The organism is Amycolatopsis sp. cmx-11-32 (assembly GCF_047608695.1).
Taxonomy (GTDB): Bacteria; Actinomycetota; Actinomycetes; order Mycobacteriales; family Pseudonocardiaceae; genus Amycolatopsis.
The window spans coordinates 20,146-39,179 of record NZ_JADNQN010000013.1 but is presented as its reverse complement, the minus strand read 5'-3'; the positions used below and the strand labels follow the sequence as shown (position 1 = coordinate 39,179).

Genomic DNA, 19,034 nt, shown 5'->3' with positions numbered 1-19,034 from the left:
TTGCGCGAAGCTGCGCGGTGGTGTGCGCTGAATGCATGTCAGCACAGACTTTTGACGTGATCGTGATCGGAGGCGGCCCCGTCGGCGAGGTCGCCGCCGAACGGGCCGCCCGCGGCGGACTACAAGTCGCCCTCGTCGAACACGAACGCTTCGGCGGCGAATGTTCTTACTGGGCCTGCATTCCGAGCAAGGCGTTGCTGCGGCCGGGGCTCCTCCTCGCCGCCGCCAAGCGGGTGCCGGGTGTCCCGGTTGGCGACGCGGTCGACCCAGCCAAGGTGTTCGCTCGCCGGGACTGGTTCACCGGCGAGGGAGACGACACCGGTCAGGTGAAGTGGGCCGAGGGCGTCGGGATAGCCCCGATCCGCGGGCACGGCCGGATCACCGGTGAGCGGGAGGTCACGGTCGACGGCGGTGACGTGCTGACCGCACGGCACGCCGTGATCGTCGCCACCGGCAGCGTCCCGCGGACGCCGTCGATCCCCGGACTGGACACCATTTCCGTCTGGGGTTCACGGGAGGCGACATCGGCCGAAGAGGTTCCGCGCCGCCTCGGCGTGCTCGGTGGCGGTGTCGTCGGCGTCGAAATGGCGCAGGCCTACGCCACGCTCGGCGCCGAAGTCCACCTGATCGTCTCGGGCGCCCGTCCCTTGCCGCGGCTGCCGGACTTCGTCGGTGACGCCGTCATCGCGGGACTCCGCGAAGCCGGGGTCACCGTGCACACCGGCTCCGGTCTCGACTCCGTGTCCGCTGTGGACGGTGGTAAGGAACTGACGCTGAAAGGCGGCGAGCGGTTGCTCGTCGACGAACTGCTCGTCGCCACCGGCCGCCGCCCGGCGACCGACGGACTCGGCGTGGAGACGCTGGGGCTCGAGGCAGGCACGCCGCTCACGACGGACGACAACGGCCGCGTGTCCGCTGTGGACGGTGACTGGCTGTTCGCCGTCGGGGACGTCACCGGCCGGGCGCCGTTGACCCACCAGGGCAAGTACGCCGCCCGGGCCGCCGGGGACTCGGTGGCCGCGCGGGCCGCGGGCAAGCCGGTCGATTCCGGGGCTTGGAGTGCGCACAGCGCGACGGCCGATCATTACGCCGTCCCGCAGGTCGTGTTCACCGACCCGGAGGTCGCTTCGGTCGGGCTCGCCGGGCCGGAGGAGGGCAAGCCGCACCGCGTCGTCGACATCGACATCGCGGTCGCCGGTTCGTCGCTGCACGCGGACGGCTACGCGGGCAAGGCGCGGATCGTCGTCGACACCGAACGCGGTGTCCTGGTCGGCGCCACCTTCGTCGGGCAGGACGTGGCGGAACTGCTGCACGCCGCGACGATCGCGATCGTGGGGGAGGTCCCGATCTCGCGGCTGTGGCACGCGGTCCCGTCGTTCCCCACGATCAGCGAGGTGTGGTTGCGCTTGCTGGAGGCGTACGGGCTCTAGCCGTTGACGGGGAGTTCGAGGGCGGCCTTCGCTCCACGGACCAGGCCGGGATCGTCCGGAGTGGACGGTCCCGGCACCCACACCACCTGGACCAGCCGGACCGACCTCCCGTCCTGGCTGCTCTGGTAGGCCGCGCCTTCGAAGACCGGGACGTCGCCCTGCCACCGGTCGGTCTCGGTGGCGACGTCGAGGATCCCGCCACCGCCGGGAGTGTCGGCGGTCCCCTTGAACGTGGCAGCCTGTCCGGCGTCGGGGAATTCCACGACGGCGATCGTCACCGCGGCGGCCCGGCCGTCGATCGAACTGGCGAAGCTGGCCCGTTTCACCGCCGAGCAACTCGTCCGCTGAAGGCTCGACTGGACGTCGCCGTACGCGTGCGACGCGCATTTCTGGTCGGCGGCCGACGCCCTCGAGGTGAACTGGATGTTCTCCACGGCACTGCTGCGCGGCGGGGGAGGACTGGTCGCCGGAGTCGGCGGGGGAGTCGACGTGGACGCGGTGTCGTCACCGCCGGAAGCGACGCTGATCGCCGCGACCAACAGCACGATGAGGAGGCCGATCGCGGCGAGCGGGAGCCACTTCACCGTCTTGGACTGGTACGGCGCCTTCGGTGCGGACTCGGCGGGAGCCGTCACCGGTGATGGAGCCTGCCCGGCAGCGGGAACGGGCTTCGTGGCGACGGCCTGCCGGGCGGGTTGGACAGGTGGAGTGGCCTGCGCGGGCGGAGTGGCCGGTTCAGCCCGCTTTTTCGGCTTGCCGGGATGCTGCACCGGAACCGTCTGCGCGATCGCGACGAGCGGATTCTCGCGGACCACGGTCGGCTCGTCGTCGGAGTAAGCGCTGAACCCCTCGCCGAGCAACATCTCTTCGGGCATCGGCGGCGCGTCCGGGGCGAGCGCGGCGATCAGGTCCCGCGCCTGCTGGACCGACCGGGGCCGGGACGCGGTGGCCAGCGACACCGTCGCGGCGAGCATCGTCGTCGCCGTCGGGTACAGGACGCGGACCGAGCCCGCGAGGTCCGCGGCGGGCTGGTCGACCGTCTCGACATACGGGCCCACGGCGATGATCGTGCCGATCGGACCGGCGCCGGGGGCGACGTCCGCGATCTTGTGCGTGCACGCGGCCGACAGCGACAGCGCGTCGGTGGCCGGGTTGATCGAGGTGTCGCTGTGGACCAGCGGCCAGCCGTCGGCCTTCCACGGCCCGCCGAGCGGGGCTTCCAGCTTCAGCGCCGGGTCCGGCAGGTCGACGCCGATGACGATGAGAACGCCCTTGGGCATGATGACGACCGCTTCGACCGGCCGTCCTTCCACCGGGCTGACGCCGACCAGGGCGATCCCGCCGACGACGTTGCTGCCCCTGCCGAGTGAGGCCAGCGCGGCGCGGACGTCCTGGGCCACCCGGGACGGCTGTTGAGCGAGGCGAACGAGTCGCACCGAACCCCTCCCCATCTCGTCGGTCTCGGTGCACAAAGTAGCGCCTCCATCCGGACTAACGGGCAGACACGTCGCAGGTAGGCGAGGCGATGTTGGTCCAAAACTAGCCGTGGCGTGAGCATCGTCACCAGTTCGATGTTACTCGTTGGTAGGTCACTGCTTCTTCGTCCCCTGCCACCAGGAGAAACGTCGTGGCCGGATCTCACCGCTGGCGTCGACGCGCCGCGCTCGTCGTCGCCCCGCGACTTTCCCCTTCTCTCGCCGTCACCGGTGCCACGTACCCGCGACATCGCCGACGTGCCCAAGGGCAGCTCGCAGGAAGGGGGCTTCACACGGAGTCCCGCGTCCCGATCAGGTGCGACTTGTGGTGTTCATGTGGCCAAACAGCACAGTTGGGGTGCACAATGTGCTCACGCGTACCGGGAGGCGGCACGAGCCACCTGACCAGCGCAGCTCGCGAGGTCGTAGGGGAAGACGCCCCTCGTCGAGTAGCGGAGGTCAGCAGTGAGCACCCGTGGCAACACCCGTGGCGTGGTGTACGTCCACTCGTCGCCGTCTGCGGTCTGTCCGCACGTCGAGTGGGCTATTTCGGGCACCCTGGGTGCCCGAGTCGAGTTGAAGTGGACGGCGCAGCCCGCCAGTCCAGGACAGCTCCGCGCCGAATGTGGTTGGCGTGCGCCTTCGGGCACCGGCGCAAAGCTGGCGTCCGCGCTCAAGGCGTGGCCGATGATCCGGTTCGAAGTCACCGAAGAGCCCAGTGCGGGGGTCGACGGGGAGAGGTTCTGTTTCGCTCCGGGCCTCGGCCTGTGGCACGGCAGGACCAGTGCCAACGGCGACATCGTCGTGGGCGAAGACCAGCTGCGCGCGCTCGTGAGCAAAGTGCGCACCGGCGAATCGCTGGCGCACAAGCTCGACGAGCTCCTCGCCGCCAATTGGGACGAAGCGCTCGAACCGTACCGGCACGCCGGTGACGGTGCTCCGGTCACCTGGCTGCACCAGGTCGGGTAGACGGCGTGAAGGCGGAAGAGGCGGGCGGCTAACCTTTCAGGGTGACCGCCCAGCCTCGCCCCATCTCTCGCCAGCGGTGGCTGATCCCCGTCCTCGTGGTGGTGATCTCCCTGACCGTCGGAGTCGGGCTGCTGGCGCGCGATCGCTACCTCCGCCCGGAGGCCGCGCCCACCGAACCGGCCGTCAGCGACCCGCCGTCGCCGGTCGCCCCGGAGGCGCAGCCCGGATCGCCCGCCGTCGAGGTGACGCCCGATGTCGTGGCGCATCCCCAGTACCAGAGCGTCCGGCAGGTGCTGCAGGGGTACTTCGACTCCATCAACGACCGCGACTATCTAAAGTGGACTTCGGCGGTCACCAGGGAACGGGCCAAGACCAAGACCGCGTCGGAGTGGAAGAAGGACTATCAGTCCACTCGGGACGGCAATATCCTCGTCTACCGCATCGAGCCGGGCGCGCCGAGCACGCTCCGGGTCCTCGTCGCCTTCACCAGCACACAGGACGTCGACGACGCGCCGGTGTACCTGCCCGAGGGGTGCATCCGCTGGCGACTGGTGCTGCCGCTGAGGCTGGAGAGCGGATCCTGGCGGGTCGACACCACCGAAGGCGGCACCAACCCCGAACACGAAAGATGCTGAAGTAGGGGTCGACATGGTCCCCCAGGCTGACGCGTGCGGGAGCCGGGGCCGAATAGAGTCGCGCCATGGCAATTGATCAGCCGGCCCTGCTGACCGACGCCTCGAGGGGACTCTCCAGCGAAGAGGTCGCCGAACGTGTCGCCGCGGGCCGGACCAACACGGTCTCCACGAAGACCAGCCGGACCACCGGCGAGATCATCCGCGCGAACGTCTTCACCCGGATCAACGCGATCTACGGCGTGCTGTTCGCCCTCATCCTGTCGACGGGGTACTTCATCGACGGGCTGTTCGGCGGACTGATCATCGTCAACAGCGCGGTCGGCATCATCCAGGAACTCCGGGCGAAACGGACCTTGGAACGGCTCGCCATCGTGGGACAGGCGAAGCCGACCGTCCGCCGCGACGGGCGGAGCGCCGAGATCGCCCCGGAAGACGTCGTGCTCGGCGACCTCGTCGAACTGGGGCCTGGCGACAAGATCGTCGTCGACGGCCCGACACTGACGGCCGACGCGCTGGAGATCGACGAGTCACTGCTGACCGGGGAATCCGATCCGGTGGTCAAGCAGCCCGGCGACAAGGTGCTCTCCGGCAGCTTCGTCGTCGCGGGCAGCGGCACCTACCGCGCGGACATCATCGGCGACGAGTCCTACGCCGCGAAACTGGCCGCGGAGGCCAGCAAGTTCACGCTGGTGAAGTCGGAACTGCGGCAGGGCATCGACAAGATCCTCAAGTTCATCACGTATCTGCTCATCCCGGCGGGCGCGCTGACCATCTACAACCAGCTCGCGGGCGACCAGGCGTGGCCGGACGCGTTGCGCGGCATGGTCGCGGCGCTGGTGCCGATGGTGCCCGAGGGTCTGGTGCTGATGACGAGCGTCGCGCTCGCGGTCGGCGTCATCCGGCTCGGCAAGCGCCAGTGCCTGGTGCAGGAACTTCCGGCGATCGAGGGGCTCGCCCGGGTCGACGTGGTGTGCGCGGACAAGACCGGGACGCTCACCGAGAACGCGATGCGGCTCTCCGAGGTCCGGGAAATCACCCCCGGCCACCCGGTGGATGACGCGCTGGCCGCGCTCGCCGCCGCCGATCCCCGGCCGAACGCGAGCCTGCAAGCCATCGCGGAGGCACACGGGACCGATCCGGGCTGGCGGGTTTTCACGACGATGCCGTTCTCCTCGGCGCGTAAGTGGAGTGGTGCGTCCTTCGGGGCCGACGGCGACTGGGTGCTCGGCGCGGCCGACGTTCTGATGCCCGAGGGGGAGCACCGGGCGGAGGCCGAGAAGATCGGCTCACGCGGTTTGCGCGTCCTGCTGCTGGGCCGTGCCGAACGGGCCGTCGACGCGGCCGAGGGGCCTGGCGACATCGAACCGGTCGCGCTCGTGGTGCTGGAGCAAAAGGTCCGCCCGGACGCGAAGGACACTTTGGACTTCTTCGCGCACCAGGATGTCGCGGTCAAGGTCATCTCCGGCGACAACGCCATCTCCGTCGGCGCCGTCGCGGGGACGCTCGACCTGCCGGGCGCGGACAAACCCGTCGACGCGCGGACGCTGCCGGACGACGCCGAAAAGCTGGCCGACACCGTAGAGGAGCGCGCCGTCTTCGGCCGTGTGACGCCGCTGCAGAAGCGCGCGATGGTCGGTGCCCTGCAGTCGAAAGGCCACACCGTCGCGATGACCGGCGACGGCGTCAACGACGTCCTCGCGCTGAAGGACGCGGACATCGGCGTCGCCATGGGCGCCGGCAGCCCGGCCACCCGCGCGGTCGCGCAGATCGTGCTGCTGGACGACAAGTTCGCCACCTTGCCGCATGTCGTCGCCGAGGGGCGGCGGGTGATCGGCAACATCGAGCGCGTCTCGAACCTGTTCCTCACCAAGACGGTCTACTCGGTGCTGCTGGCGCTGATGGTCGGCATCGCGCAGGTACCGTTCCCGTTCCTGCCGCGGCACATCACGATCACCGCGTGGTTCACGATCGGCCTGCCCGCCTTCGTGCTCTCGCTGGCGCCGAACAACGAACGCGCCCGCTCCGGCTTCGTCGGCAGGGTGATGCGGATGGCCGTTCCGGCCGGGCTGGTCATCGCCACGGCGACGTTCCTGAGCTACCTGCTGGTGTACAAGGGATCCGGACAGTCCGAAGTGGACAAGATCCAGGCGGGGACGACCGCGCTGATCACGCTCATCGCGATCGCGCTGTGGGTGCTCGGGATCGTCGCGCGGCCGTACAGGTGGTGGAAGATCCTGCTGATCGGCGGGATGGTCGTGCTGACGCTCGCGATCTTCCTGATCCCGTTCACACAGAAGTTCTTCGCGCTGGACCCGAGCGTGAGCGCGTACACGCTCTCGGCGTTCGCCTGCGCCGGGGTGGGGATCGTGCTGGTGGAGGCCGCCTGGTGGATCGGGCGGCATCTGGTGAAGCGCTCGGAGGCCTGACCGCCGGCTCGGCCTCATCCCGCGTTCCACTCGGGCGTGTGCCGGGGGGCATGTCCCCCTGAATCCCGTGTTGATCAAGCTCCGCAACCGGTGTGACCCGCGATGATGTAGGAATCGGGACACTCAACGTCCCCATTCCTACATCGTCAGCTCACGCGGCGACGAGTAACGCCATGACCTGCGAGACCTCGACTTTGCCGGGACCCTGATTCTCAAAGTAGGGAAGGAGGCCTTCACCGCAGTGGGACATCTGACGTCCCAAAATCCACACCGTTCTTCACCGGCCGTACGCCGGTACCCCTGAACCCCACGGAGGTAAGGGTCGTTGCTGCTGCGGCCGTCACCGCTGATCTGAGGGGGACCTTCCCCGCGTCTTAAGCGGCGAAGGCTCCCTTCACCGCGTCGCACGCGCGGAAAGTCCCCTTCAGCACCCCGGCACCAGCGGTACGAGGCCTTAGGCCGCCGGAGTGAACAGCAGCGCCGTGTTGTGCCCGCCGAAGCCGAACGAGTTGCTGATCGCCGCGGTCAGCTCCGCCTTGCGGGCCTCGCCCGCCACGACGTCGAGCTGCACCCTCGGATCCAGGTCCTCGAGGTTCAGCGTGGCCGGGATCAGGCCGTGGTAGATCGCCAGGATCGTGGCGATGCCCTCGACCGCGCCCGCACCGCCGACCAGGTGCCCGAGGGCGCCCTTGGGTGCGGTCACCACGGTGTGGTCGCCGACGGCCTTGCGGATCGCCGCCGCCTCGCCGACGTCGCCGACGACCGTGGAGGTCGCGTGCGCGTTGACGTGGCCGACGTCGGAAGGGGAGACCCCGGCCATCTTCATCGCCGCGCGCATGGCGGCGATCTGGCCGATGCCTTCGGGGTGGTTACCCGTGATGTGGTACGCGTCCGAAGTGATCCCGAACCCGCTCAGCTGCGCGTAGATCCGCGCGTTGCGGGCCCTGGCGCGGTCGGCCCGCTCCAGGATCACGACGCCGGAGCCCTCGCCGAGCACGAAACCGTCGCGGTTCGCGTCGAACGGCCGCGAGGCCTTCGTGGGCTCGTCGTTGCGTGTGGACACCGTCCTCGCCTGGGCGAACCCGGCGAGGGTGATCGGGTGGATGCACGCCTCGGCACCACCGGCGACCACGACGTCGGCCCGGCCGGTCCGGATCATCTCGTAGCCGGCGGCGATGCCTTCCGCTCCCGAGGCACAGGCCGAAGCGGGCGAGTGCACGCCGGCGCGGGCCTTCAGGTCGATGCCGACGTGCGCGGCCGGACCGTTCGGCATCAGCATCGGCACGGTCAGCGGGGACACCTTGCGGAGGCCCTGCTTGTGCAGGAGGTCGTTCTGCGAGATCAGGGTGACCGGACCGCCGACACCGGTGCCGATGGTCACCCCCAGGCGCTCGGGGTCCACATCCTGATGCTCATCGGTCGGCTGCTCGAAGCCCGCGTCCGCCCAAGCCTGACGCGCGGCGATGAGCGCCACCTGCTCGCACCGGTCCAGGCGGCGTGCCTGGACCCGAGGGAGGACCTCGGACGGGTCCACCGCGAGCGTGGCACCGATCTTCACCGGCAGGTCGAGCTCGTCGACCCAGTCGGCTTCGAGCAGGCGGATGCCACTCTCACCGCCGAGCAGGCCGTCCCACGTGGACGTGACGTCCCCGCCGAGCGGCGTGGTGGCACCCAGCCCGGTGATCACGACGTCGATGTTGCTCATTGGAGTCTCCCCAAGGTCGGCGCCATCAAGTACTGGTGACTTACTTGGAGTTGGCGGACACGTAGTTCACCGCGTCGCCAACGGTCTTCAGGTTCGCCAGCTCGTCGTCCGGGATCTTGACGCCGAACTTGTCCTCGGCCTGAACAGCGATCTCCACCATGGACAGCGAGTCGATGTCGAGGTCGTCCACGAAGGACTTCTCGGCGGTCACGTCGTCCTGCGCCACACCGGCGACCTCTTCGACGATCTCGGCGAGGCCTGCGAGGATCTCTGCGTTGTCTGCCACTGGTTGTTCCCTTCTCGGTGATGCTTTCGGCTGCCCCGCGGGCACGGCGCCCGCGGGGGAAGTATTCATCACGGGCAGATGAAGGTCTGGCCCGCGTAGGAGAGTCCGGCGCCGAAGCCGACGGCGAGTACGACGTCGCCCTGCTTCGCGGTGCCCGCCTTGCGCATGTGGTCCAGCGCGAGGGGGATGGACGCGGACGAGGTGTTGCCCGAGTACTTGATGTCGTCGGCCACGACCATGTCCTCGCGGGCGCCCTTGGCGCGCAGCTTCTTGGCGATGGCCTCGACGATGCGCAGGTTGGCCTGGTGCGGGATCAGCACGTCCACATCGGACGGTTCGAGCCCGGCCAGTTCCAGTGCCCGCAGCGCGATCGGCGCGATCTGCGTGGTCGCCCAGCGGAAAACCGACTGGCCTTCCTGGTAGATCCACTTGTCGTCGCGCATGTAGATGAGGTCGACGTGCTCACCCGCGCTGCCCCAGGCGACCGGTCCGATCCGCGGGATGTCGGACGCGCCGACCACCGCCGCGCCCGCGCCGTCGGCGAAGATGATCGCGTTCGCGCGGTCGACCGGGTCGATGTGGTCGGTGAGCTTCTCGGCGCCGATGACGAGCGCCTTCTTCGTGCTGCCCGCCCGGATCAGGTCCGAGGCGACACCGAGGCCGTAGCAGAACCCGGCGCAGGCGGCGTTGAGGTCGAACGCGGCCGGGTGCGTGATGCCGATCCGGTCGGCCACCTGGGCGGCGGCGTTCGGGATCTGGGTGGGCATCGTGCAGTTCGGCAGGATGACCGTATCCACTTCGGACGGATCCACCCCGGCGTCGGCCAGCGCGGCGGTGCCCGCCTTGACAGCCATGTCGACCAGCGACTCGTCCTTCTCGGCGAACCGGCGCTCGACGATGCCGACCCGCTCGCGGATCCACTGGTCGTTGGTGTCCATGATCTGCGAGAGATCGTCGTTGGTCACGATCTTCTCGGGTTGGAAGCTCCCGACACCGAGGATGCGGCTTCCGGCGGCGCCCGTCGTCTGCCGCAAGGTGGATCGGTCGGTCACGAAGCGTCCTCCTGCCCGTGAAGCTTCGCCAGCTCGCCCGGCGTCTTCAGCGCGATGGTGGTGGTCACGGTTCCCTTGAGCTGCCGCTTGACCAGCCCGGTCAGCGTGCCCGCCGGCGGAAGTTCGAGCGTCGAGGTGACGCCCGCGGAGACCAGACCGTCCATGGTCAGGTCCCAGCGCACCGGATTCGTGACCTGCTTGACCAGCCGGTCGAGGTACTCCGCCCCGCTGGTGACGACCTGGCCGTCGGCGTTCGACAGCAGCGGACGCGTCGGGTCCGCCGGGGTGATCTTCGCAGCCTGGTCGGCCAGCGCCGCTTGCGCGGGGGCCATATACGCCGTGTGGAACGCGCCCGCGACCTTGAGCGCGCGGACCTTGGTGCCTTCGAGCGGCTCGGCGACGATCTTCTCGATCGCGGCGGCGGCGCCGGAGGCGACGATCTGGCCGGCGCCGTTGCGGTTCGCCGCGGCGAGGCCGTGGCCGTCGAGCCAGGCGACGACCTCCTCCGGGTCGCCGAGCATGACCGCGGCCATGCTCGTGGGCTCCAGCGCGCACGCCTTCGCCATTTCCGCGCCGCGGATGGCGGCCAGCGCGACGGCGTCCTCGGGGCTCAGCACCCCGGCGATGGCGGCGGCGGCCAGCTCACCGACGGAGTGACCGGCGACCGGCGCGTCCGCGGCGACCGGGGCCTCGCGCTGGAGGTGTTCGAAAGCCAGCAGCGACAGCGCCACGATCAGCGGCTGGGTGATCGCGGTGTCCTGGATCTCTTCGGCGTCCGCTTCGGTGCCGAGCCGGACGAGATCGAGGCCGGCCCGCTCGGACCAGGCTTCGACGCGCGCGCGGGCACCGTCGAGTTCAAGCCAAGGGGAGAGCATGCCGGGGGCTTGGGAACCCTGACCGGGGGCGAGGACTGCTGCTGTCACCCCACTAGGGAACACGCTCGGCCACCAAGGTCGTGATGCCGACGCTCACCAAGTCCGGCGGGCGTAATTGTGGAAACCCTCCAAAAGTGTCTTCCTGATCACTGTGCTTAACCCAAAAGCCTTGTCGGGTTCAACCAGCTTTCCCTATGAAGTCTATCACTGCGCAGAGTTACCAACGGGTTTACCAGAGCCCGCGGGCCCGGGCCAGCCGTCCGACCGTCAGCGCCACCTTCAGCACCCAGGCGTCGCGCGATTCGGCGGCGTGGCGGCCGGTGAGTTCGGCCGCCTTCCGCAGCCGGTACCGGACGGTGTTCGGATGTACGAACAGCGTCCGTGCGCAGGTCTCCAGCACGCCGCCGCTGTCGAGGTAGGTCTCCACCGTCCGCAGCAGCGCCGGGCCCGCCTCCTCCAGCGGCCGGGCGATCTGCTCCACGAGCAGGCGTTCCGCCTCGGGGTCGCCGGACAACGCGCGTTCCGGCAGCAGGTCGATCGATCTCGCGGGCCGCGGCGCACCGGGCCAGCCGACGACGGCGCGCAGGCCGGAGAGCGCCTCTGTCGCACTGTGGTGCGCCTCGGCGAGGGTGGGCACCGTCGGCCCGGCGACTACCGGGCCCTCCGCGAAGGCGACGGACAGCTTGGTGAGGATCTCGCTGTCCTTGACGGTTCCGTCGGTGGGACCGGCGACGACCACGACCAGACGGGACCCCTGCACCGAGAGCAGGACGGGGCGCCCCACCCGCGCGGCACGGCTGCGCACCTCGAACACGACGGCGGGCGGGTCGTCCGACGTCGGGGTGCCGACCAGCGCGGTGGCGGCCGCGGCCGGGTCCCAGCCGAGCGCGGCCGCACGGGAGAGCACGGCCTCCTCGGCGTCACCGCGGACGATGCCGTCGACGACCAGCGCCTCCAGCCGCGCGTCCCAGGCGCCGCGCGCCTCGGCGGCGGCCGCGTAGGAGTTGGCGGCGGCGAACGCGATCTCCCTGCCGTAGCGCAGGATCCCCTCGATCAGCGCGGCGCGTTCCCCCTCGTTCGCGGCGAACTCCGGCAGCTGCTCCTCGAACACCTCGATCGCCAGCCGCACCATCCCGACCGCCTGCCGCAGGCTCACCCAGCGGGACAGTTCGGCGGGCGCTTCGCGGAACGCCTCGGTGGTGAGGGAGAGCGCCTCTTTCGCGTCGCGGAGCCAGTCGACGAAACCGGCGGCACCCGCCTGGGTGATCAGCAGAACGCTCGCGCGCTGGTCGGCGGGCAGGCGGGCGAACCAGCTCAGCCGCTCCTCCATCACCGCCACGCTCGCGCTCGCGAGACGGCCGGAGGCGTGATCGAGCCGCCGGAGGGTCTTGGCGGACAGCCCGTGGTGCTTGGGCACACGCCGTCCGGAAGTCGCATCAGCCATGATCGGCCGATCCTAGTCCGCCCGGCCGAGATGGCCCTCGTCCTGCGGCCGGACGGGCTTCGAGTCCGAAATGGACGGATATCGCGCGAGGCGCGGCGATGAATGGTGAAAGGTATTCGCAAATAACTCGAGGCCGCCCGGCGCTAGTGTTTTTCACCGCGCCGGACGGCCTCGTCTCCCCGGTCCCCACCGGTAGAACAAGTATGGGACTCGTAGATCTTTTCCCGCTAGTTCACTCACTCGATCGTGGGTCGCCGAGTTGCCGGTGACATGCCCGTGATCAACGATCCCTCGCAAGCCGCGCCGGTGTTCGGCGCGGACGCACCGAGGAGGGAGTTCGCCGTGGGCAAGCATGGAACCTTGTCGCCACACAGCGCGGCCCGAACTGGTCGGATTCCTGAACATCCTGCTCATCGGCTGGTTGATTGCGAAGGTTTTGTCAAGGGCATTGCAACTGGTTCTGTCGAAGATCGGACTCACAGGAACGCTCAAACAGGCGAATGTCGATGCGGGCGGGGGCCCCGTCGAATTCATTCTCCTGATCGCCTTGCGACTCACGTTCGGCGTATCCGGTGAGAGCAATCCGGTCAGCGCGCCGCTCGACGACACCACCGTGTTCCCGCCGCGGATCCTGGTGGCGCTGGTGCCGGTGACCGGCGCGGCCGAGCTCGGCCAGGTGAACATCGCGACAGCGGTGGCGGGGCCGGTTCCAGTGGCGATGCTCGCCAGGAAGCCCGTTCGGAGCAGCCGACGTCGCCCGTGGGCATCGGTCGCGTAGATTCCTGAGCATCCCGCGGGCCCGGTGATCGAGGAAGGCACCGGGCCCGCGTGGAGCCGACGGGGGCCCATCGCCGCGGAACACGTGGTGGCGGGCCCTTCGTCCTGTCCCGGGCGACTACTCCACTCATTCGGCTTTGCGAGCCGGTTCTGTTCCGCACCTCACACTCTCTGGGGAATGGCGTCGCGGCGGAGCATGTTGGAGCGGTAGACGGAGAGGGGCGCGGACGTGGACTTCCTGCTGCACAACGGTGTCACGGTGCTCGGACAGTGGATCTCCTTCGCCGAACTGGCGGGGCAGATCTTCGCGCTGGCCGTGGTCTTCCTGGCACAACGCCGCACGCTGTGGACCTGGCCGGTCCAGGTCGGCGCCACCGTGCTGCTGTTCTCCGTCTACCTTTCCGCCCACCTCGGCGGGCTCGCCACCAGGCAGATCGCGATCCTCGCCATCTCGATCTACGGCTGGTGGGCGTGGTCCCGCCACAGCGACCCGGTCTACGGCGTCGTCGTCCGCACGGGCCGTCTCGCCGAGCGGTTGACGATGATCGGCGCGTTCGCGATCGGCACCACCGCGATGGCGCTGGTGCTCGACGCGCTGAACGCTTCGTGGGCGCCATGGCCGGACGCCGCGATCTTCGTCGGGACGCTGGTCGCCTTCGCCGCGCAGGGCGCGGGTCTCGTCGAGTTCTGGCTGGTGTGGCTGGTCGTCGACGCGATCGGCGTCCCGCTGCAGCTGTCCTCTGGCCTGTACTTCTCCGCCGCGGTCTACATCGTGTTCGCCGGGCTGGTCGTGCACGGCTGGTGGAGCTGGAACCGCACGGCGAAGCAGGTCCTCGCCGCGCCGGCCGGGGCCACGGCGACGTCCGCCTGATCCCGCGTTTCGTCCTCTCGTTGCGGTAGTTGCACGTGCAACTACCGCAACGAGAGGACGAAACGCGACGGGGTCAGCGCGTGGTGGCGTGTGACGGCTTGAGGTCGTCGAGGGTCCGGACGCCCAGCAGCTGCATGGTCCGGACGATCTCGGCGCGCAGGATGTCCACGCACCGCTGGACGCCGCGCTCACCCCCGGCCATCAGGCCGTAGAGGAACGCGCGCCCGATGAGCACCGCGTCGGCGCCGCGCGCGATCGCGGCCACGATGTCGCCGCCGGAGAGGATGCCGGTGTCGACCCACACCTCGGCGTCGCCCTGGATCTCGTCGAGGACCGCGGGCAGCAGTTCGATCGGCGTCGGCGCGCGGTCGAGCTGACGGCCGCCGTGGTTGGACAGCAGCACCGCGTCGGCGCCGTGCTTGACCACGTCACGCGCGTCGTCGACGTTCTGGACCCCCTTGATCACGAGCTTGCCCGGCCAGGTCTGGCGGACCCAGTCGAGGTCGTCGAAGGTCAAGGTGGGGTCGAAGAGCTTGTTGAGCAGTTCGGCGACCGTGCCGTCGAAGTGGCTCAGCGACGCGAAGGTCAGCGGTTCGGTGGTCAGCAGGTTGAACCACCATGACGGATGCATCGCGCCGTCGACGAACGTCTTGAGGGTGAGCGCGGGCGGGATGGTCAGCCCGTTGCGGACGTCGCGCAGCCGCGCGCCCCCGACCGGGGTGTCCACGGTCAGCATGAGGGTGTCGAATCCGGCGGCCCACGCGCGATTCATCAGATCTTCGCCCGCCTTGTGATCGTGCCAGACGTAGAGCTGGAACCACTTGCGGGCCTCCGGCGCGGCGGCCGCGAGGTCTTCGATCGACGTCGTCGCCATCGTCGACAGCCCCATCGGGATGCCGTTGCGCTGCGCGACGCGGCCCACCGCGGCTTCGCCCTCGTGGTTCATCATCCGGGTGAACCCGGTCGGCGCGAACGCGAACGGCAGCGCCGAACGCTTGCCGAGGATCTCCCTGCTCGTGTCCACATCGGACACGCCGCGGAGGATGTTCGGGTGGAATTCCACGCTGCGGAAGGCCTGCCGGGCGCGGCGGAGGCTGTCCTCCAGCTCCGCGGCACCGTCGGTGTAGTCGAACGCCGCCCTCGGCGTCCGCTTGCGGGCGATCGTCCGCAGGTCGGCGATCGTGTGCGCGCTCGCCAGTCGGCGCTCGGTCGGGTTGAGCACGATCGGCTTCGGCCGCAGGATCTGCTTCAACTCGCTCGGCTTCGGCAGTCGACGCTTCGTCACACTCGCTCACCCTCTCTGTTCGCCCAGAAACATCCGATGTCTAACCCTAGCCGGTCCGACCCTGAACGCAATGAACGGGACTTTCATGGCAAAATTTGCCATGAAAGTCCCGTTCATCGCAGCGTCAGGCGCTACCGGAGTCCGACAACTGCGGCCCCGCGGCGGTGACGTCGTCGAGGCGATACTTGCGCGCCGCCTCCACTACCTTCGCCTGGTCGACCTCGCCGCGCTTGGCGAGCGCGCTCAGTGTGCCGACCACAATCGACTGCGCGTCGACCAGGAACTTCCGCCGGGCGGCGGGGCGGGTGTCGGAGAACCCGAACCCGTCGGTGCCCAGCGTCAGCATGTCGGTCGGCACCCACGGGCGGATCAGGTCCGGCACGGCACGCATCCAGTCCGAAACCGCGACGACCGGCCCGTTAACGCCGGACAGCTTTTCTGTGACGTACGGCACACGCGGAGAGTCGCCGGGGTGCAGCAGGTTGTCGTGGTCGATCGCGACGGCCTCGCGCCGCAGCTCGGTCCACGACGTCGCCGACCACACGGCCGCGCGTACGCCCCACTCCTCGGCGAGCATCCGCTGCGCGCGGAGCGCGTCCGGCATGGTGACGCCGGACACCAGGATCTGCGCCTCCGGACCGTCGCCAGACGGGCCGTCGGCGTAGCGGTACAGACCCTTGAGCAGGCCGTCGACGTCGAGGTTCTCCGGCTCGGCGGGCTGCTGGTACGGCTCGTTGTAGATCGTCATGTAGTAGAAGATGTTTTCGCCGTTGCCGTCCGGCCCGGTCTCGCCGTACATCCGGCGCAGACCGTCCCGCACGATGTGGGCGATCTCGAACGACCACGCCGCGTCGTAGGCGACGACGGCCGGGTTGGTCGCCGCCAGCAGCAGCGAGTGCCCGTCGGCGTGCTGCAGGCCCTCACCGGTCAGCGTGGTGCGGCCGGCGGTGGCGCCGAGCACGAAGCCGCGGGCCATCTGGTCCGCCGCCGCGTAGAGGCCGTCACCGGTCCGCTGGAACCCGAACATCGAGTAGAAGATGTAGATCGGGATCATCGGCTCGCCGTGCGTGGCGTAAGAGGTGCCCACGGCGGTGAACGACGCGGTGGAGCCCGCCTCGTTGATGCCCTCGTGCAGGATGACGCCCTTTTCGGACTCCTTGTAGGCCAGCATCAGGCTCGCGTCGACCGACGTGTACGTCTGGCCGTGCGGGTTGTAGATCTTGGCCGTCGGGAACATCGAGTCGAGGCCGAAGGTGCGGGCCTCGTCCGGGATGATCGGGACGATCCGCTTGCCGATCTCGGAGTCCTTCGCCAGCTCGCGGACGAGCCGGACGAACGCCATCGTGGTGGCGACCTCCTGCTTGCCCGAGCCCTTGCGGATGCCTTCGTAGACCTTGTCGCCGGGCAGTACGAGCGCCTTCGAGGCCTTCGGACGACGCTCCGGCAGGAACCCGCCGAGCGCCTTGCGGCGGCCGATCATGTACTCGATCTCCGCCGAGTCCTTGCCAGGGTGGTAGTACGGCGGCAGCTTCGGGTCACGCTCGAGTTCCTCGTCGCTGATCGGGATGCGCTGGGCGTCCCGGAACAGCTTGAGGTCGTCGAGGGTGAGCTTCTTCATCTGGTGCGTGGCGTTGCGGCCCTCGAAGGACGGACCGAGGCCGTAGCCCTTGATGGTGTGCGCCAGGATCACCGTCGGCTGGCCGTGGTGCTCCAGCGACGATTTGTAGGCCGCGTAGACCTTGCGGTAGTCGTGGCCGCCGCGCTTGAGGTTCCAGACGTCGGCGTCGGTGAGGTCCTTGACCAGTTCCTTGGTCCGCGGGTCGCGGCCGAAGAAGTGCTCGCGGACGAAGGCGCCGTCGTTGGCCTTGTAGGTCTGGAAGTCGCCGTCCGGCGTGGTGTTCATGAGGTTGACCAGCGCGCCGTCGCGGTCCGCGTGCAGCAGCGAGTCCCACTCGCGGCCCCAGATGACCTTGATGACGTTCCAGCCGGCGCCGCGGAAGTACGACTCCAGCTCCTGGATGATCTTGCCGTTGCCGCGCACCGGGCCGTCGAGCCGCTGCAGGTTGCAGTTGATCACGAAGGTCAGGTTGTCGAGGCCCTCGCCCGCGGCCACGTGGATGAGGCCGCGCGATTCCGGCTCGTCCATCTCGCCGTCGCCGAGGAACGCCCAGACGTGCTGGTCGGTGGTGTCCTTGAGGCCGCGATCGCGCAGGTAGCGGTTGAACCGGGCCTGGTAGATCGCGTTCATCGGGCCGAGCCCCATGGACACGGTCGGGTTCTCCCAGAACTCCGGCATCAGCCGGGGGTGGGGGTACGACGGCAGGCCGCCGCCCTCGCCCGCGTGTGAGTACTCCTGGCGGAACCCGTCCAGCTGATTCTCGGTCAGCCTGCCCTCGAGGAACGCGCGAGCGTAGATGCCGGGGGAGGCGTGGCCCTGGATGAAGATCTGGTCGCCGCCGCTGGAGTGGTCCTTGCCGCGGAAGAAGTGGTTGAAGCCCACTTCGTACAGCGCCGCGGACGAGCCGTAGGTCGAGATGTGACCGCCGACACCGACACCGGGACGCTGCGCTCGGTGCACCATGATCGCGGCGTTCCACCGGATGTAGGCGCGGTAGCGGCGCTCGATCTCCTCGTCACCGGGGAACCAGGGTTCGTTCTCGGTGGGGATGGTGTTGACGTAGTCCGTCGACGTCAGCGCCGGAACGCCGACGTGGCGTTCCCTTGCCCGCTCGAGGATACGCAGCATCAGGTAACGGGCGCGCTGCTGACCACCCCTGGCCAGCGCCTCGTCGAAGGAGTCCAGCCATTCGGCGGTCTCCTCCGGGTCGATGTCGGGCAGGTGCGCAGCCAATCCGTCACGGATGACACGTACGCGTGCCGGGGTCTCCTTGCCGGAGGCGCCGTCGTTCTGCGGGGCCAAGGGGTCTCCTTGCGAAAGGTGGTAGCTGGTTCTGCTCGTACGCGGGCGTGTTCGCCCTCCATCGTCGTCCTCCGGTTCCGTGCGCGTCACCGCTACTGATCGGTAACGTTCGCGGACCCGATTGCGACGCGCCTCGCGCGCGCCTGTATCGCGCGCGCGTTTTCTCCTCCACCCTAGAGCAGGGCATTCGGAGGCGCCCAAGTGCGCCTGAATTGACCTCGCGCGGGTGGGCCGAATGTCCGTACGCTGCGACACGAGTTGTTCAAGATCCGGTGTGGACGGTTGCGCGCAGCGCCTCACCAGTGTTCGCTAACGGGCATCGTGTACCCGAGTGTGGTGCCCGCCCGGTCGATCCGGCCGAGGCGACACCGCGCTCCGTCGTAGTTGGAGGAGTGACAGCAGTGGTCGCCGCGGGAGACGCTGATCAGAGCAGCGTCGCCGAAAGGCTTGGGATCAAGCCGGACATGGTGGTCCAGGAGATCGGCTGGGACGAGGACGTCGACGACGACCTCCGAGCGGCGATCGAGGAACAGATCGGCGGCGACATCCTCGACGAGGACGCCGACGAGGTCATCGACGTGGTGCTGCTGTGGTGGCGCGAGGACGACGGTGATCTCGGCGACACGCTGATCGAGGTCCGGACCCCCTTGAACGAGAACGGTGTGATCTGGGTACTGACCCCGAAGACGGGACAGCCAGGGCACGTCGAGCCGAGCGAGATCGCCGAAGCGGTGCCGCAGGTCGGGTTGGCGCAGACGGCCAACATCAGTGCGGGCCCGAAATGGGCAGGCACCCGGCTGGTATCGCCGAAGTCGTCCAAGACCAAGCGGTGACCTCCGGAGCCGTGCGATCGACACGATAGGGTTGTCGTCGCAGGCCCCTGA

General features: G+C 69.1%; 15 protein-coding genes. 7 read left to right on the top strand and 8 right to left on the bottom strand.

All coding sequences use genetic code 11. The features are described from left to right. Positions 1-56: 56 nt before the first annotated feature. Positions 57-1,430, top strand: a complete 1,374-nt coding sequence (locus tag ACM6LR_RS31070; protein ID WP_414945073.1) for a dihydrolipoyl dehydrogenase family protein — start codon at positions 57-59, stop codon at positions 1,428-1,430. Here the strand turns inward: ACM6LR_RS31070 and ACM6LR_RS31065 are convergent. Next, on the bottom strand, positions 1,427-2,866 hold the full coding sequence (locus ACM6LR_RS31065; protein WP_414940742.1) for a hypothetical protein: 1,440 nt from the start codon (positions 2,864-2,866) through the stop codon (positions 1,427-1,429). The genes ACM6LR_RS31070 and ACM6LR_RS31065 overlap by 4 nt on opposite strands. Before the next feature lie 504 nt (positions 2,867-3,370). On the opposite strand from ACM6LR_RS31065, the gene ACM6LR_RS31060 reads away from it, so the two are divergent. From ACM6LR_RS31060 to ACM6LR_RS31050, 3 genes are all read left to right on the top strand, one after another. Continuing rightward, positions 3,371-3,874: a DUF3145 domain-containing protein gene (locus ACM6LR_RS31060; protein WP_145926758.1), complete on the top strand. Its 504-nt coding sequence runs from the start codon at positions 3,371-3,373 to the stop codon at positions 3,872-3,874. Positions 3,875-3,915: 41 nt separating this feature from the next. Next, positions 3,916-4,509, top strand: a complete 594-nt coding sequence (locus ACM6LR_RS31055; RefSeq protein ID WP_414940741.1) for a hypothetical protein — start codon at positions 3,916-3,918, stop codon at positions 4,507-4,509. A 65-nt stretch (positions 4,510-4,574) separates the two neighbouring features. Further along, positions 4,575-6,935, top strand: coding sequence for a cation-translocating P-type ATPase (locus ACM6LR_RS31050; RefSeq protein WP_414940740.1), 2,361 nt, complete (start codon positions 4,575-4,577; stop codon positions 6,933-6,935). A 454-nt stretch (positions 6,936-7,389) separates the two neighbouring features. On the opposite strand, the gene ACM6LR_RS31045 is transcribed toward ACM6LR_RS31050, so the two are convergent. The 5 genes from ACM6LR_RS31045 to ACM6LR_RS31025 form a co-directional block, all read right to left on the bottom strand. After that, positions 7,390-8,640, bottom strand: a complete 1,251-nt coding sequence (locus ACM6LR_RS31045; RefSeq protein ID WP_414945072.1) for a beta-ketoacyl-[acyl-carrier-protein] synthase family protein — start codon at positions 8,638-8,640, stop codon at positions 7,390-7,392. 40 nt (positions 8,641-8,680) lie between these two features. Then, positions 8,681-8,926 (bottom strand): acyl carrier protein, encoded by a 246-nt coding sequence (locus ACM6LR_RS31040; RefSeq protein WP_004559006.1) that lies wholly within the window; start codon positions 8,924-8,926, stop codon positions 8,681-8,683. A gap of 68 nt (positions 8,927-8,994) precedes the next feature. Beyond that, positions 8,995-9,978, bottom strand: coding sequence for a beta-ketoacyl-ACP synthase III (locus ACM6LR_RS31035; protein WP_414940738.1), 984 nt, complete (start codon positions 9,976-9,978; stop codon positions 8,995-8,997). After that, entirely contained in the window at positions 9,975-10,901 is a 927-nt protein-coding gene (locus ACM6LR_RS31030) for an ACP S-malonyltransferase (protein ID WP_414945071.1), read from the bottom strand. The genes ACM6LR_RS31035 and ACM6LR_RS31030 overlap by 4 nt, the downstream gene beginning before the upstream one ends. A gap of 181 nt (positions 10,902-11,082) precedes the next feature. Then, positions 11,083-12,297 carry a PucR family transcriptional regulator gene (locus tag ACM6LR_RS31025; RefSeq protein WP_414940736.1) on the bottom strand — a complete coding sequence of 405 codons (1,215 nt, stop codon included), beginning with the start codon at positions 12,295-12,297 and terminating at the stop codon, positions 11,083-11,085. A 352-nt stretch (positions 12,298-12,649) separates the two neighbouring features. Between ACM6LR_RS31025 and ACM6LR_RS31020 the strand changes: the two genes are divergently transcribed. After that, complete coding sequence (locus ACM6LR_RS31020) at positions 12,650-13,075, top strand: mechanosensitive ion channel family protein (protein WP_414940735.1); 426 nt, start codon at positions 12,650-12,652, stop codon at positions 13,073-13,075. Positions 13,076-13,303: 228 nt separating this feature from the next. Beyond that, positions 13,304-13,945: a nicotinamide mononucleotide transporter family protein gene (locus tag ACM6LR_RS31015; protein ID WP_414945070.1), complete on the top strand. Its 642-nt coding sequence runs from the start codon at positions 13,304-13,306 to the stop codon at positions 13,943-13,945. A 73-nt stretch (positions 13,946-14,018) separates the two neighbouring features. Here ACM6LR_RS31015 and ACM6LR_RS31010 read toward each other — a convergent pair whose 3' ends face one another. Then, on the bottom strand, positions 14,019-15,230 hold the full coding sequence (locus tag ACM6LR_RS31010) for an alpha-hydroxy-acid oxidizing protein (protein ID WP_414945069.1): 1,212 nt from the start codon (positions 15,228-15,230) through the stop codon (positions 14,019-14,021). A gap of 124 nt (positions 15,231-15,354) precedes the next feature. Continuing rightward, positions 15,355-18,150 carry a pyruvate dehydrogenase (acetyl-transferring), homodimeric type gene (gene aceE, locus ACM6LR_RS31005; protein ID WP_414940732.1) on the bottom strand — a complete coding sequence of 932 codons (2,796 nt, stop codon included), beginning with the start codon at positions 18,148-18,150 and terminating at the stop codon, positions 15,355-15,357. 401 nt (positions 18,151-18,551) lie between these two features. Here aceE and ACM6LR_RS31000 point away from each other — a divergent pair, with 401 nt between their 5' ends. Next, a complete protein-coding gene (locus tag ACM6LR_RS31000) occupies positions 18,552-18,983 on the top strand; it encodes a DUF3052 domain-containing protein (protein ID WP_034311133.1) in 432 nt (143 codons plus the stop codon). Positions 18,984-19,034: the final 51 nt, after the last annotated feature.